The sequence below is a fragment of the Mesorhizobium sp. genome (assembly GCF_017306585.1).
Taxonomy (GTDB): Bacteria; Pseudomonadota; Alphaproteobacteria; order Rhizobiales; family Rhizobiaceae; genus Mesorhizobium.
Genome location: NZ_JAFKIC010000122.1, coordinates 24,869 through 38,816 on the forward strand (window position 1 = coordinate 24,869; position 13,948 = coordinate 38,816).

Consider the following 13,948-nt stretch of genomic DNA (forward strand, 5'->3'; position numbering starts at 1 on the left):
TTAACCTTTTTTGCCATTTTGTGGCCCCACCGAAACTTCTGGCGGTTCCAAAGCGCCGCGCTGCTGAAGCCAACTGGCACCGGTCCAGCAAAGGATGGCCCAGGCAGCACCCACGCACCAGCCTGCGAGCACGTCGGTGGGGTAATGAACGCCGAGATACACGCGGCTCAACCCGACCATGATTGTCAAAAATACAGCTAACGTGACGAAGTAGAACTTGATCCGCCGATCGGTATTGGCGCGAGTCAGAAGGGCGCCGAGCGTCAGAAACGTAATGGTCGAAAGCGTGGCATGCCCACTCGGAAAACTCGCGGTGAACACGCGCACGGCATGTTGGATGTCCGGTCGCGGCCGGTCAAAGCCTATTTTAAGCAGCGTGCTGATGCCCACCCCACCGAGCACGGCCACGGTCATCAGAACCGCTTGCCCACGTTTTCGTATCAGCAGGAGGTAGCCGACTGTCGCGGCGAAGATGAAACCGAGGAAAGCGAAGCTTCCAAGCGACGTCACGTCACGGCCCATCTCTCCCAGCCACGCTGGGCCGATCGGATTCGCAGGGTTGCCGCCGCTGCGCAAAGCCATGAGCACCGTCATGTCGAAGCGGGAAGTGTCGCCTTCCAGGACCTCTTCGGCGAGCAGTCCGAATGTGAGCACAAGGCAACCGGCTACAAGTACGGCGGCGACCGGCCAAATCTCATTCCCGCCGAGCCGCGTCAGCAGCGAGGGGTTAGAAGGACTATTTGGCTTGAGCATCTGTGGAAACTCTCAACGGCCCGGAGCCGTGATTGATCTCGACCACTTGCTGGAACGTTTGGTCCATGGCTCCGGTCCGGCTGGTGAGCCAGGGGAAATGCCCGTAGCGAAATGACAGCTGCGCATGAGCCTCAGCAGCCGGTTTGCCCTCTTCAAGCAGCTCAAACAGGGCCGAGGCCAGCCCGGTGCGGTCGGCGCCGTAATTGCAGTGGATCAGGATTGGGCGGGGCGCGGTCCGCAGTGCCTGCTCTAGCGACGCCAGCAACACGGCGTCGGGCTGGTGGTTGGCAGACATCGTGAGGCTGATGAATTGGGCGCCGGCGTCGCGGACGGCGGCAACCTCTGCCTCATACCAAAGCTTGCCCGGGAACGCGCCGCGCAGGTTGATCACAGTGCGGATACGACGCCCCTGAATCACGGAATCGAGCTGTTCCGGCGCGAGCTGCGCCGAGCGGTAAAGCACGCCCGGCTCTACTTCGTGGTTGTTACGGGTGAGCTGGAGGTAGCCAGCCCACAAGGCCATCCCGGCTGCGATCCCGATGGCGGAACCCACCAGTGTCTTGGCCGCACGGCGCCAGAGGGACTTTGGTCTGGAAAAATTCGGTTTCATGCAGGCTGCACTTTCAATTGGGATAGCGTGAGCGCCAGCACGAAGAAGATACCGACCCCCAGAACCCAATTGCGCCTATACCCAGCATCATCCGACGGGGCGTCGTGCCGACGTCCGCGCGCTCCAGGGACTGGTCATCGACAACATACGCTGGCGAGGAAGGGTCCATGTGCGGTAGTATCGGCATCATCATGCGATCCGTTGATTTTCTAGGTAACGACCGTAACATACAAGGAGTTCCGGGGCACCGGTCGGGCTCGGCCTGGTGCGTGTCGCAAACTTCATCAACTCGGAACTCTGGGGCAAGGTGTCAAGTGTGCCATGGGCCGTTGAATTCCCGAATGGCGGCCCCTTCCCGCGCCATCCCAGCCAAATCTACGAAGCCTTACTTGAAGGCCTGGTGTTGTTTGTGGTCCTGCGGATCCTGACCCATTCGCAGTTGAAGCTTAAAGCGCCGGGGTTTGTTGGTGGCACCTTCGTCGCCGCCTATGGGGTATCACGCATTTTCGTGGAATTCTTCCGGGAGCCGGACGTCCAGCTCGGTTACCTGCTGGGCGGCTGGCTGACCATGGGCATGGTTTTGTCGCTGCCCATGGTGCTTATCGGCATCTGGGCGGTGGCAACGGCAAGTCCTGTTGCCAAAGTCCCGCCCCATTAGCCACTTTCCCTTGGACTGAGTAACGCGTATGACATTCGGGAGTTCTTCCAAGCTCGCCCGCCAGAAAGTTCTATGCTTTCAACACGCCAACCCCTCGTCCATGCGCGCCGGCTAAGAGCGCTGATCATCGGATCCATACCGATGCTGGAGGCAAGGGGCGTTGCGGTTGTGCTGCTTGCGTCCGTCGTTGGCGTGATCTCCGCTACGCTGGTCCACGCCATGAGCTGGCTGGTTCAGGTCATGCATGCATTGCTATTCGGCCTGCAGCCAGAGGCGCGCCTCTCGGCGATGTTCTCGCTGGGCACGCCCCTGCAGGCGCTGGTGCCGGCGGTCGGCGGTGTCATCCTCGGCCTGACGATCATCTACCTCAAGAAATGGAAATTCCGCACGCCGATCGATCCGATCGAGGCCAACGCCCTTTACGGTGGTCGCATGTCGCTCACCGACACGTTCGTCATTGCTGTTCAGACGATGATTTCCAGTGGGTTCGGCGCGTCGGTTGGACTTGAGGCCGGTTACACGCAAGTGGGTGCTGGTCTCGCCTCGCGGTTGGCGCGTCTGTTCAAATTGCGCCGGAATGACGTGCGTATCCTCGTCGGTTGTGGCGCGGCCGGCGCTATCGCCGCGGCATTCGATGCACCCTTGACAGGCGCATTCTACGGATTCGAGCTGGTGATCGGCATTTACTCGGTCGCCAATGTCGCGTCCGTCATGACGGCCGCCGTCTCAGCTTCACTGACTGCTGAGTTTTTTGGTGGCGTGCCATTTCCACTGGAACTCTCCGGCTTGCCGGCGCTCACACCCAGCCAGTACTTGCCATTCCTGATCCTTGGGCTATGCGGCGGCGCCGCCTCCATCGCCATCATGTATCTGGTGACGCTGATTGAACGTGCATTCGTCCGGTTTTCCATCGACGCCTCGATCCGACCCGTCATAGGCGGCGCACTTGTCGGCCTCCTAGCACTTTTAACCCCGCAGATCCTCTCCAGCGGTCACGGCGCCCTGCATCGCGAATTTGTGATGAATTACGGCCTCGCTGCTGTGGCCAGCGTTTTCGTGCTGAAGTTGGCCGCCTCCGCCATCTCGCTAGGGTCCGGATTTCGCGGCGGCCTGTTCTTCGCATCCTTGTTCCTTGGTGCCTTGCTGGGCAAGGTTTTTGCCGGGGCAATGGCATATGTTTCCCCGGCCACCGGCATCGACCCGGCAGTCGCCTCTGCGGTTGGCATGACCTCGCTGGCTGTTGGCGTCGTTGGCGCGCCGCTGACGATGACCTTTCTTGCGTTGGAATCGACCCGTGATTTGACGCTGACCGGAGTCGTGCTGGCGGCATCGATCGTGTCGGCTACCCTTGTGCGCGAAACTTTCGGATACTCCTTCTCGACCTGGCGCTTCCATCTGCGTGGCGAAACGATCCGGGGCGCTCATGATGTTGGCTGGATGCGCAGCCTGACGGTCGGTTCGATGATGCGAAAAGACGTCCGAATGATGGATGCCTCCACCACGCTTGCCGTGTTTCGTGAGCAGGTGCCGCTTGGTTCAGCTCAGCGCGTGATCGCGATCGATGCCGACAAGCGTTACTGCGGCATGCTGCTTGTGGCTGAGCTCCATAGTGATCAGGACGACGACGAGACGCCGGTTCTCGCATTGGCCAAATTCAAGAACACGGTGCTGGTTGAGTCCATGAACGTGCAAGCTGCCGCAGAGTCATTTCAAAGGGCGGGCGCCGAAGAATTGGCGGTGGTAACAAGTTTTACAGACCGCACTGTGGTGGGCTTGCTGACCGAGGGGTATGCTTTGCGCAGATATGCCGAGGAACTCGACAGAGCCCGCCGAGACCTTGCTGGTGAAGCCTAGAGCTTTTTGATAATGGAGGGCTCCTTGTCGACGAGAACGGGGCTCAACTGAACCTTATCTTGCCACAATCGCACCATGCGATAGAGCGTGCATCAGCAATGGATCAGATGAATTGAAGGGCACCTTATTTCCTGCCGCCATGGCGCTCGTCGGTATGATGGTGCCTGCGTGGGCGGACGGGGCCTGTATTGCCAACATGGGAAGGTTTGAGCTTGGGCAATATGCCTGCTTGCAAGCCGGCGAGACGAGCCATCTGGCGCGTTGCGAAACGCACCTGAATATCTTGTCCTGGAAACAGGTTCTTGATCATTGTCCGGGCGGCCCGGCACCAGGACCCGCGCTGGCGACATCCGTCTGCCGGGCCAACGGTCAGCTCTTCCCGGCCGGCGGCTTTGCTTGTCTTGTCGTGGCCGGCAGCACGCACCTGGCGCGCTGCGACACCGTACTCAATGATCCATCGTGGACCAAGGTGCAGGAAGGCTGCCCCGGCCCGCCGCCACCGGAAGTCCTTCCAGAGCGCCAGGTCCATCCTTGGCTCAAACAGCCGTTGGCAGGTCCTCGACGCTTGATTGAACGCTTGCGTAACGCGCTTTGAAGTCAGCGACGGGCGAGTTTGGCGGCGAGGTCGTGATTTGGATGGTCCGCTGGATAGCGCCGTTAGCCATTGTCTGCGTGTATCCCAGCACTTCAGCGGTAGCACTAGCTTGTTGGCGCAGCGGATTCAGAGATATCCAAACGAAGTCTAGGTCGCAGCCTTGGATCCGGTCTGGAGGTCTGGGCGGAAAACCTGTGCGGCAGCGGACGACGCGAAGTCCGCTGCCGCTGGAGGAGAGCACGATGACTGACTAACGTACCCGGCTCCACGCTTTCCCATGCGGTGGCTCGGGGGTGTATGAAACCGCCGCACGGAAAAGTCGTTGTCAGCCCTTGGCGACCGGCAGCGCGACGAAGCGGTTTCTGTCGTCGCGTGTGATCTGCATCAGCACCGCCTTGCGTCCGGATTTGGCGGCATCGGCCATGGCCTTGGAGACGTCGCTGGTGGCGTTCACTTCTGCCGAATTGACAGCGACGATGATATCGCCCGGCTGGATCCCACGATCGGCCGCGTCGCTGTCGGGATCAACATTAGTCACCACCAGCCCCTTGCCGTTTTCCGACTTGGTGAGGGTGAGGCCGAGATCGGCCAGCGTGTCGGAACTGGCCGGAGCGGCGGGCTGCTGCTGGTCGGCCGAAGCCTGCTTGTCGCTCGAAGGCAGCGTGCCGAGATCGACCTTGATCGTCTGGCTCTTGCCGTCGCGCCACACGGTGACCTCGACCGACTTACCCGGCGAATAGGCACCGATCAGGCGGGCGAGCTCCTTCGGCGAAGCAACATCCTTGCCCTCGACCTGGGTGATCACGTCACCGGCAGTGATGCCGGCCTTTTTGCCGGGGCCATCACCCTGTGCGCTCGACACCAGCGCGCCGTTGTTGGACTTCAGACCGAGCGATTCGGCGATGTCGGAAGTGACTGGTTGGATTTCGACGCCGAGCCAGCCGCGCTGGACAGTGCCGTTCTTTATCAGATCCTGAACGACAAGCTTGGCGGTCGATGCGGGAATGTCGAAGGCAATCCCAACGCTGCCGCCCGAGGGCGAGAAGATCGCGGTGTTGATGCCGACGACCTGACCGTTGAGGTTGAAGGTCGGACCGCCCGAATTGCCGCGATTGACCGACGCATCGATCTGGAGGAAATCGTCGTAGGGGCCGGCACCGATATCACGGCCACGCGCCGAGACGATGCCGGCGGTGACGGTGCCGCCGAGGCCAAACGGATTGCCGACGGCCACAACCCAGTCGCCGACACGAACCTTGGAATCGTCGGCGAAGTCGACATAGGTGAACTTGCCACCGCCTTCGACTTTGAGCACGGCGAGATCGGTGCGCGGATCTGCACCAACCAGCTTGGCATCCAGTTCCTTGCCATCGCTGGTCACCACGGTGAATGCCGTGCCTTCCGAAACGACGTGGTTGTTGGTGACGAGATAGCCGTCCTCGGAAATGAAGAAGCCGGATCCTTGGGCCACCGGGCGAGGCTGGTCGTTGCGGTGGTCGCGGTTGCCGGACCGGCGATGTCCGTTGTCATTCTGGTCGCCAAAGCCACGGAATTCCTTGAAGAAGCGGCGCAGCTGCGGATTGTTCGGGAGATTGTCGAACCCATCGGAATTCTGGTCGGAGCCATCGTCCGCCGCCGGGCTGATCTGGGCCTTGACCTTGACGCTGACAACGGCGGGCGAAACCCGCTCGACGATATCGGCGAAGCCAGCAACCTGCGGCGTCTCGACACGCACGGCATCGGCCAGAACAGGTCCTGTTCCGCTCGTCAGCGCACCGATGCCGATCGCACCGGCGACTGCGATGGACGCGGCGGCGGCCATAAGACGTTTGCGAGTGACGGAATATGAATTGGGGGCAGTATTCATGGTTCTTGTCCTCTTTTAAGGACGCACTTGGATGGGCGTCCGGAAGGCAAAGAAAACTAGAGAGGCCTACATTACAGCACCATTTCCAGCGCATGAAACTTTGGTAATATCGGGAAGGCTGCTAACTCTAGGTACCGCTTCGAGCCGCTGCCCCGCCTGGAGGCTACCTTTGAGGGTTTTGATAACTTGCGCTGCAGCCTTGCTCGCCAACCCGGGCATAGCGTGTGCTGACGATGTGGCCAACGCCACGTATCTCTGCGCAATCATCAATGCGACCGGCCTTACAAATACCCAATGCGAAATGTCAGCAGCCACTTTATCGGTGACAAGCACGATGGAGATCAGCGTCCCAGAAGCGAACAAGCTATGTGGAAAGTTGGTCGACCTTATGGCCCGCGGGGGTCGCCCATTCTCAACACGTTGGGTTTTGAATTTTCGATCACCTTACAGTGACAAAAACAGAATTGCCTTCTGTGTGCTTCCGACAAGGGCGGCTCCACAACGGAGATCTAACTCACATTCAGATGGAGACGGCGGTCACGCTGCCCTTCCTCAATCTGATCTGGAATGAGCTTCGGAGCCTATTTGCCTTTCCCGCGCCAATCCTCCACGAGCGAAAAGAGAAACGAGCCTGACCAGGTCAAAAGGAGCAGGCCGTTCAGTGGTGTGATGGACGTAATGAGCCGCATTTCGCCAATGGGTATCACGTTGTTGTAGCCGAGCGAGGCGTAGGCCTCGGCTGCGTAATAGAAATAGTCCATGCTCGAAGGAAAGGTTTTTCCTCCGAAATTGCCTAGGGAAAGGGTCTGGTCAGCAAGGTGAAATATGGCGGCATATATACCAATCTCGAGAAGATGAAGCCCAACCAGGCCGCAGATGACGAAAAGCAGCGCGGGGTAAGCCCCGGTCGCCTTGCGTGCCAATTTGTCGAGGCGCTGGATCGCTTCGTAGTGCAAAGACGACGACCCAATGACTGCGGCGAATGTCAATGTGATGGCGATTAGCATGTTCATGGAATTATCTCGCTAGCGGGGTACGGCCTGGCGAAGGCATGATCGCGTGCAAATAGACCTTAAAAGGCGAGGAGCTTGGCCTCGCTGGCGCGCGATTAGAACGATTGCTGTACCCTGAAATTGTCGCAATGATGATGAAGACCAGAGGCAGCCCAGTAAGCCATGCGGCTTGGCATTCCGGAGAATAGGCTTGACGAAACAGCTAATCTTCGCGTTCGCAATTGCTTTTCAGTCCACTACCGCACTGGCGCTACCCTGTGAAGGAAGCAGGCTGGCGGTTACCGCCCCGAGTTGGTCGGTGACAAGTCCAGCGCCCGGCTCGTACCAGATCACGGTCGACTTGCAAGGCCAAGCCGAACCGATGAAGAGCGCTAAAGGCAGAATTTACTTCATCGACAGAAGAGGCGGCATAATCTCCTCGACCAAGATCGACAGGCATTTGCAGATCAATCCCGGCAGTTGGACAAAGCAAACGACCAAATCGAACAATGCTCGATGGGGCCAGTTGGTTGGGATGAACCACTCTGATGTTTCGGTGAGCACCTGCGTCCATTCCGCGAGCTTTGAAGACGGGACAAGCCAGGCATTCTGACCGCTTTACCCATAGATCGTCCTGACTGTAATAAGGCCGTCCACTTCAATCGCGGCCACAGCATCTGCCACATATGCTTTTCGTGGCGCCTCGCGACTTGGAAGGCTTCAAGAAGCCAGGGGCTGCTGCGACGCGCGTGTTGGAATTGCAGCGGACATTCCGTTACACCATCCAATCTTCGCATGTGAACTGCGCACCGGCGCTCGGGGCCTCTCCCGGCGAAGCACTGCGCACCGCCGGTCTGGAGTGAGTTCGGGAAGTCTAGTAATTCGTCCGGAGCCTGATGCGAGCCGGAAACGAACCGACCTTCAAGGCTACGGTTTTTGGCGCCAATCACTCGCAAACTGACCATCCCCTTTGAAGTCAGAGGACCGTCCGAAGGCGCTGACAGCCAATTGTCAGCTGTGTCGTGAGACATTGTTTCCAAATTGCCGCAAAGCCGATTCCCCGGCACAGGATCCAATGTGGAACGCACCATGAAACAGATTGCCTTGTCGCTTTTCGTGATCGCGTCCTCGGGTGCCTATGTCTTGGATCAGGCGGCCAAGCCCCCTGCCGGCGACATGATCGATATGGGAAGTGCCGTCAATGCCGCCGGGGACAGCGTGTCGCAGCCGCTCGGTCCAGTGACTGCTCCGGTCGCTGCTGCCACGCCGCCTGCGCTGCGCGCGCCCGAGCTCCCACGGCCGGGCGTGCGGATCGAACCGACGGCGACCCCACCGGCCACCGTTGGCCGCGAAACAACTGCCGCGATCGCTTCGCCCGTCCCACAGCCGCCAGCCGCTGCAAAACTGGCAGTTCTCGAAAAGCCGCCCGTCACCCGAACGCAGACGCCCACGGCCAGCCTGCCGTCGGTGCCCCAGACGCTTGCCCCGCCGCCCCAACAGACGCCAGGCCACCTGATCGCCGACGCCGCGCCGCAGGCAGGGTCGTTCGCCATAACCCCGGCGGTCTACATTCCCATTCCCAGGCCGAGGCCTGACTATCCGCAAGCCCCTGCCCGCATCATCAAGGCAGGCATGAAGCCCTCGTTGAGCCCCGCCAGGCACGGCTTTGCCGACGGCACCTACACCGGGCCCGTCGTCGACGCCTATTATGGCCTGATCCAGATCCAGGCCTCCATCCAAGGGGGCCGTCTCACGACACTCAAGGTGCTGAAATATCCAAATGACCGCCGCACCTCGGTCAACATCAACAGACAGGCGCTGCCCATGCTGCGGGACGAGGCGATCAGCGCGCAAAGCGCCAATGTCGACATCATTTCGGGCGCCACGCTGACCAGCAGGGCCTTCATCCAGTCGCTTGGCGGCGCGCTGAAGAAAGCGTCGTCGTAGTCCATGCGCGAGACCCGGCTTCTGATGGGCATGCCCATCACCATCGACATCGACGGCGCCGCGGACGCCGGGCTTGTCGACACGGTCTTCGACTATTTCGAGCACATTGACCGGCGCTTCAGCACCTATAGGGCTGACAGCGAGATTTCGGCCATCAACCGGGGTGACCTTCCGGTCCGTGACTGGAGCGGCGAGATGATGGAAGTTCTGGCCCTCGCCGCTCAGACGAAAAACGAGACGGGCGGATATTTCGACATTCGCAAGCCCGACGGTTCGCTGGATCCGTCCGGCATCGTCAAGGGCTGGGCCATCCGCAATGCCGCCGGAATCCTTCACCGGGCCGGCATCAGTGATTTCTTCATCGAGGCGGGTGGCGACATCCAGTCTTGCGGCAGGAATGCTTCGGGCCTCGACTGGAGCGTCGGCATCCGCAATCCCTTCAATGCCGATGAGATAATCAAGATCGTCTATCCGCGCGGACACGGCGTCGCCACCTCCGGCACCTATGCGCGCGGGCAGCACATCTACAATCCGCGCGCAGTCGGCGATCCAATCATCGATATCGTTGGCCTGACCGTCATCGGCGTGGACGTCTTCGAAGCCGACCGTTTCGCCACCGCCGCCTTCGCCATGGGCCGGGATGGCATTCTCTTTCTCGAACAGACGCCGGGTCTCGAGGGTTACGCCGTCAACAGCAACGGCCGCGCCACGCCGACAAGCGGCTTCGGAGCTTTTTGCCAGCCATGATCAAGATCATGGACCGGTTTCTCGACCATCAGACCATGTACCGGCTGGTCCTCTGCTATCTGATGGCGCTGCTAGGCACGACCCTTGTGCTCGGCTTCTTCAAGCTTGTGGCGCATGATCCGCTCGCGCTCGCCTTCACGACGGGATTGATGCTGGCCGCCTGCTGGATCACCAACAGGGTTTTCGCTGTTGTGTTCCGGGTTCCGGCCAACAACGAGTCCGTCTACATCACCGCCCTCATCCTGGCGCTCATCCTCGATCCGGTGGCCGTCACGGACCTCAACGGGATCGGTGCGGTGGTGTTCGCCTCGATCTGGGCGATCTCATCCAAGTTTATCCTCGCCATTGGCAGGAAGCACCTGTTCAATCCCGCGGCGCTGGGCGTGGCGCTGACCGCGCTGCTGCTCGACCAGCCGGCTACCTGGTGGGTTGGAGGCAATTTGCCATTGCTTCCCGTCGTGCTTGCCGGCGGCCTCCTCATCGTTCGCAAGCTGCGCCGGCTTGATCTGGTCGCCACCTTCGTCGCCGTCGCTCTGGCGACGATCCTGGCGACCACCCAGCCGTCGCAATACGCCACCGCGCTGACGGAAACGCTGGGCTCGTCGCCGCTGTTGTTCTTCGCCTTCGTGATGCTGACCGAGCCGCTGACAGCGCCGACGACGCGGTGGCCGCGCATCGCCTTCGCAGCCATCGTCGGCTTCCTGTTCGCGCCCAACATCCATATCGGCTCGTTCTACTTCACGCCGGAGCTGGCGCTTCTCGCGGGCAATCTCTTTGCCTACGCGGTGGGCCCGAAGGGGCGCTTCGTGCTGACGCTGGAACGCATCGAACAATCGGCCGTCGACAGCTACGACTTCATCTTCAGGTCACCGCGAAAGCTCGCCTTCCAGGCCGGCCAGTATCTGGAATGGACGCTTGGCCTCGACCGTGCCGACAATCGCGGCAACCGCCGCTATTTCACGGTCGCATCGGCGCCCACGGAGCAATCCCTAAGACTTGGCGTCAAGTTCTATCCGCGATCGAGTGCCTTCAAGCAGGCGCTCGGCGCAATGAAGCCGGGCAGCACGATCCACGCCTCCCAGCTCGCCGGCGACTTCACGCTGCCGGCTGATCCCGAGACCAAGATCGCCTTCCTGGCCGGCGGCATCGGCATCACCCCATTCCGCTCGATGCTGCAATATCTCATCGACAGCCATGAAAGGCGGCCGATCGTCGTACTCTACGGAGCCGAGACCCAGCAGGAGATCGCCTATCGCGATGTGCTCGGCGCCGCGAGACGGGAACTGGGTATCAAGACAGTGTTTGCGGTGGCCCACGGGGCGGAGCGCGGCCAGTATCCCGGCTATATCGACGCGCGGCTGGTGCGCCTGGCCCTCCCCGATTATCTGGAACGGACCTTCTACATTTCCGGCCCCCAGGCCATGGTCAAGGCACTGCGCCAGAAGCTGCTGGCCATGGGTGTTCGCCGTTCGAGGATAAAGGTCGACTATTTCCCCGGCTTTGCCTGAGTGGCGGTCAACCCTGTCGGGGCAGCGCGATGGTCACGACCAGGCCGGGATCGGCGTTGGTCATCGTCAAGCGTCCGCCATAGGCTTCGACAATGTCCGAGACGATGGCCAGGCCCAACCCGCTGCTGCCGCCCTTGCTGTCCAGTTGCACACCGCGCGACAGAGCGGATTTCCGATCCGCATCGGGAATGCCCGGGCCGTCATCGGCGACGGCGATGGACACCTCGCCGTCGCTTGCCCACGCATTGACCTGAACCGAGGATCTTGCGAAGCGGGCCGCATTCTCCACCAGATTGCCCAGGATCTCCGCCAGGTCGCCCTCATCGACTGGCGCCGTGAAATCCTCCGCAACGTCGATCACGAACGCGAGCTGCTTGCCGCTTGGTGTGCGCTTGACGACGGCGATGACGCCGGCCGCGGCTTCCCTGACTCGACACGATGCCTTGCTGGAAACGCCAGGCGCCAGACGGGCGCGCGCCAGTTCGCGCTCGACATGCCGTCGGATTGCTCCGGCGCTCTTCTCGATCTCGTCGGCGAGTTCGGTCTCGCCCTTCCTGCGCAAGGCCCGGATGTCGGCCGACAGCACCTGAAGCGGCGTCTTGAGGCCGTGCGCCAGGTCAGTGGCGCGCGACCGGGCACGTGCAAGGGCCTTCTCCTGGGCATCGAGGAGGCGGTTGATTTCGTCGGCGAGCGGCTGCACCTCGCTCGGCGCCGCCACGTCTAGCCGCGCCGCCCGCTGCGCGATCACGTTTCGAACGGCGATCCTCAGGTTTTCCAATGGCGCAAGGCCAACGGTGATTTGGATGAAGAAGGCTACCATGAGGGCTGCGGCGAGCACGATGAGCGCCGGCACAAGATCCCATACATATTCGCGCACCGACACTTCGACGCTGCGATGGTCTTCCGCCACGGTGGCGCGAAAGGACCGGCCGTCGGCATCGGTGATGGTGCGCTCGACGGCAATGGTAAGTTCGCCGCCCGGCCCCTTGAGCTCCTCGATCTTTCTCAGTTCTCCACTGGGCCCCTGGTCGGGCAAGGCAAGCGTTGCGTCCCACAATGAACGCGAGCGTACCAGGCTGTGGCTGGCCAGGCCTTCCACCTGCCAGTAGTGACCGGACAGCGGATTGGCGAAGCGCGGGTCGGTCAGGTCCGGCGCGACCGACAGCCGGCCGTCGCCCGCAAAGCTGGTCGCGCCGATCAGCTCGTTGAGATTGACGGTCAGTTCGCTGACGATACGCCGCTCTACATTCAGTTCGAACAGATAGCGCAGCCCGACCCCAGCGATGGCAAGAGCGACGAGGATCGAGATGGTTGCCGCCGACCAGAGCCTGAAGCGAATCGAATTGCCCATCAGGACGGCTCGTCAGGCACGAAATATCCGAACCCACGCCGCGTTTCGATCACATCGGTGCCGAGCTTGCGGCGCAGGCGGGCGACGATCACCTCGATTGCGTTGGGATCGCGGTCATTGCCGGAATCGTAAAGATGCTCGGCGAGTTCTGTCGGCGCCACCACGCGGCCGGCATGATGCATCAGGAATGCCATCAGCCGGTATTCCAGCGGCGACAGCGCGACAGGAACGCCGCGCAGCGAAATGCGCATCTGGCGCGTGTCCAGCAGCAACGGTCCGGATCTCAGCACCGGTGCCGCCTGACCCGTTGAACGGCGTAGGATCGCGCGCAGCCGCGCCAGTAGTTCTTCCATTTCAAACGGCTTGGGCAGGTAGTCGTCGGCGCCGGCATTGATGCCCTCGACGCGCTCGGTCCACAGGCCCCTGGCCGTCAGGATCAGAACGGGAAAACGGCGCGCATTGGCTCGCCAGCGTTTCAGCACCGTGAGACCATCGAGCTTTGGCAGTCCGAGATCCAGGATCGCGGCGTCGTAATTCTCGACGTCGCCCGCGAACCAGGCGGCTTCGCCGTCGCGCACGATATCGACCGCCATTCCTGCCGCCTTGAGGACCGCCGTGATGTCGGTGGCGATGCGGGGTTCATCCTCGGCGAGCAGGATCTTCATCAGTCGCTGCCCCCGCCGTGCATGGGGACTCCGGTGCCGGCGTCCACGTCGACGATCCTGCGGCGGCCGTCGGCGGCAACGATCTGGAACCGGTAGACCCATCTGTTCGCTATGCGGATGAAATCGACGGCGACGATGTCGCCGGGAGCTTCGGCGCGAACCACGCCCAGGATGTTGGACAGGCCCTTTATTTCACCCCGTTCATAAAGGTCCCGCGCCCGATCGTGATCGCCGTCATCGTCTACTTCGGCGCAGACGATGTTTGGTCGGATCAGGACAAGCCCAACCAAGCCCACCACCGCCAAGCGCTTCACTGCCGTTTTCATCCAGGAGCCGCGCAGACTTTACGTTTCGATTCTAGCTTGCCATAGAGCCGGTGGATTCCGCAGTCCGCCAATGTG

General features: G+C 61.3%; 13 protein-coding genes and 1 pseudogene. 7 read left to right on the forward strand and 7 right to left on the reverse strand.

Annotated features, from left to right (window positions below; translation table 11 throughout):
• Both J0I79_RS10420 and J0I79_RS10425 read right to left on the reverse strand, forming a co-directional pair.
• A complete protein-coding gene (locus tag J0I79_RS10420; protein ID WP_292857231.1) occupies positions 1–753 on the reverse strand; it encodes a phosphatase PAP2 family protein in 753 nt (250 codons plus the stop codon).
• Positions 737–1,363: a tyrosine-protein phosphatase gene (locus J0I79_RS10425; protein ID WP_292857234.1), complete on the reverse strand. Its 627-nt coding sequence runs from the start codon at positions 1,361–1,363 to the stop codon at positions 737–739. Before J0I79_RS10425 ends, J0I79_RS10420 begins: the two co-directional genes overlap by 17 nt.
• Before the next feature lie 235 nt (positions 1,364–1,598).
• Here J0I79_RS10425 and J0I79_RS10430 point away from each other — a divergent pair.
• From J0I79_RS10430 to J0I79_RS10440, 3 genes and pseudogenes are all read left to right on the forward strand, one after another.
• Positions 1,599–2,021 (forward strand): annotated as a pseudogene (locus J0I79_RS10430) (prolipoprotein diacylglyceryl transferase); the annotation flags it as partial.
• A gap of 72 nt (positions 2,022–2,093) precedes the next feature.
• Entirely contained in the window at positions 2,094–3,875 is a 1,782-nt protein-coding gene (locus J0I79_RS10435; protein WP_292857237.1) for a chloride channel protein, read from the forward strand.
• A gap of 112 nt (positions 3,876–3,987) precedes the next feature.
• Positions 3,988–4,470 (forward strand): hypothetical protein, encoded by a 483-nt coding sequence (locus J0I79_RS10440; protein WP_292857240.1) that lies wholly within the window; start codon positions 3,988–3,990, stop codon positions 4,468–4,470.
• 325 nt (positions 4,471–4,795) lie between these two features.
• Here the strand turns inward: J0I79_RS10440 and J0I79_RS10445 are convergent, their stop codons facing one another.
• Positions 4,796–6,337, reverse strand: coding sequence for a Do family serine endopeptidase (locus tag J0I79_RS10445; protein ID WP_292857243.1), 1,542 nt, complete (start codon positions 6,335–6,337; stop codon positions 4,796–4,798).
• A gap of 581 nt (positions 6,338–6,918) precedes the next feature.
• A complete protein-coding gene (locus J0I79_RS10450) occupies positions 6,919–7,350 on the reverse strand; it encodes an ion channel (RefSeq protein WP_127388900.1) in 432 nt (143 codons plus the stop codon).
• 190 nt (positions 7,351–7,540) lie between these two features.
• Here J0I79_RS10450 and J0I79_RS10455 point away from each other — a divergent pair, with 190 nt between their 5' ends.
• From J0I79_RS10455 to J0I79_RS10470, 4 genes are all read left to right on the forward strand, one after another.
• Positions 7,541–7,942: a hypothetical protein gene (locus J0I79_RS10455; protein ID WP_292857250.1), complete on the forward strand. Its 402-nt coding sequence runs from the start codon at positions 7,541–7,543 to the stop codon at positions 7,940–7,942.
• A 476-nt stretch (positions 7,943–8,418) separates the two neighbouring features.
• Positions 8,419–9,276, forward strand: a complete 858-nt coding sequence (locus tag J0I79_RS10460) for an FMN-binding protein (RefSeq protein WP_292857253.1) — start codon at positions 8,419–8,421, stop codon at positions 9,274–9,276.
• Positions 9,277–9,300: 24 nt separating this feature from the next.
• Entirely contained in the window at positions 9,301–10,023 is a 723-nt protein-coding gene (locus J0I79_RS10465; protein WP_292857256.1) for an FAD:protein FMN transferase, read from the forward strand.
• On the forward strand, positions 10,020–11,531 hold the full coding sequence (locus tag J0I79_RS10470) for an RnfABCDGE type electron transport complex subunit D (RefSeq protein WP_292857259.1): 1,512 nt from the start codon (positions 10,020–10,022) through the stop codon (positions 11,529–11,531). The genes J0I79_RS10465 and J0I79_RS10470 overlap by 4 nt, the downstream gene beginning before the upstream one ends.
• 7 nt (positions 11,532–11,538) lie before the next feature.
• Here the strand turns inward: J0I79_RS10470 and J0I79_RS10475 are convergent, their stop codons facing one another.
• The 3 genes from J0I79_RS10475 to J0I79_RS10485 are packed head-to-tail and all read right to left on the reverse strand — an operon-like array spanning position 11,539 to position 13,861.
• Positions 11,539–12,882: a HAMP domain-containing sensor histidine kinase gene (locus tag J0I79_RS10475; protein ID WP_127385856.1), complete on the reverse strand. Its 1,344-nt coding sequence runs from the start codon at positions 12,880–12,882 to the stop codon at positions 11,539–11,541.
• Positions 12,882–13,547 (reverse strand): response regulator transcription factor, encoded by a 666-nt coding sequence (locus J0I79_RS10480; RefSeq protein ID WP_292857264.1) that lies wholly within the window; start codon positions 13,545–13,547, stop codon positions 12,882–12,884. Before J0I79_RS10480 ends, J0I79_RS10475 begins: the two co-directional genes overlap by 1 nt.
• A complete protein-coding gene (locus J0I79_RS10485) occupies positions 13,547–13,861 on the reverse strand; it encodes a hypothetical protein (protein ID WP_292857267.1) in 315 nt (104 codons plus the stop codon). The genes J0I79_RS10480 and J0I79_RS10485 overlap by 1 nt, the downstream gene beginning before the upstream one ends.
• Between the last annotated feature and the right edge of the window lie 87 nt (positions 13,862–13,948).

Coding starts and splice junctions, on each gene's coding strand:
- J0I79_RS10435 (WP_292857237.1), top strand. CDS start 2,094: ATGCTTTCAACACGCCAACCCCTCGTCCATGCGCGCCGGCTAAGAGCG.
- J0I79_RS10445 (WP_292857243.1), bottom strand. CDS start 6,337: ATGAATACTGCCCCCAATTCATATTCCGTCACTCGCAAACGTCTTATG.
- J0I79_RS10460 (WP_292857253.1), top strand. CDS start 8,419: ATGAAACAGATTGCCTTGTCGCTTTTCGTGATCGCGTCCTCGGGTGCC.
- J0I79_RS10465 (WP_292857256.1), top strand. CDS start 9,301: ATGGGCATGCCCATCACCATCGACATCGACGGCGCCGCGGACGCCGGG.
- J0I79_RS10420 (WP_292857231.1), bottom strand. CDS start 753: ATGCTCAAGCCAAATAGTCCTTCTAACCCCTCGCTGCTGACGCGGCTC.
- J0I79_RS10450 (WP_127388900.1), bottom strand. CDS start 7,350: ATGAACATGCTAATCGCCATCACATTGACATTCGCCGCAGTCATTGGG.
- J0I79_RS10425 (WP_292857234.1), bottom strand. CDS start 1,363: ATGAAACCGAATTTTTCCAGACCAAAGTCCCTCTGGCGCCGTGCGGCC.
- J0I79_RS10470 (WP_292857259.1), top strand. CDS start 10,020: ATGATCAAGATCATGGACCGGTTTCTCGACCATCAGACCATGTACCGG.
- J0I79_RS10480 (WP_292857264.1), bottom strand. CDS start 13,547: ATGAAGATCCTGCTCGCCGAGGATGAACCCCGCATCGCCACCGACATC.
- J0I79_RS10475 (WP_127385856.1), bottom strand. CDS start 12,882: ATGGGCAATTCGATTCGCTTCAGGCTCTGGTCGGCGGCAACCATCTCG.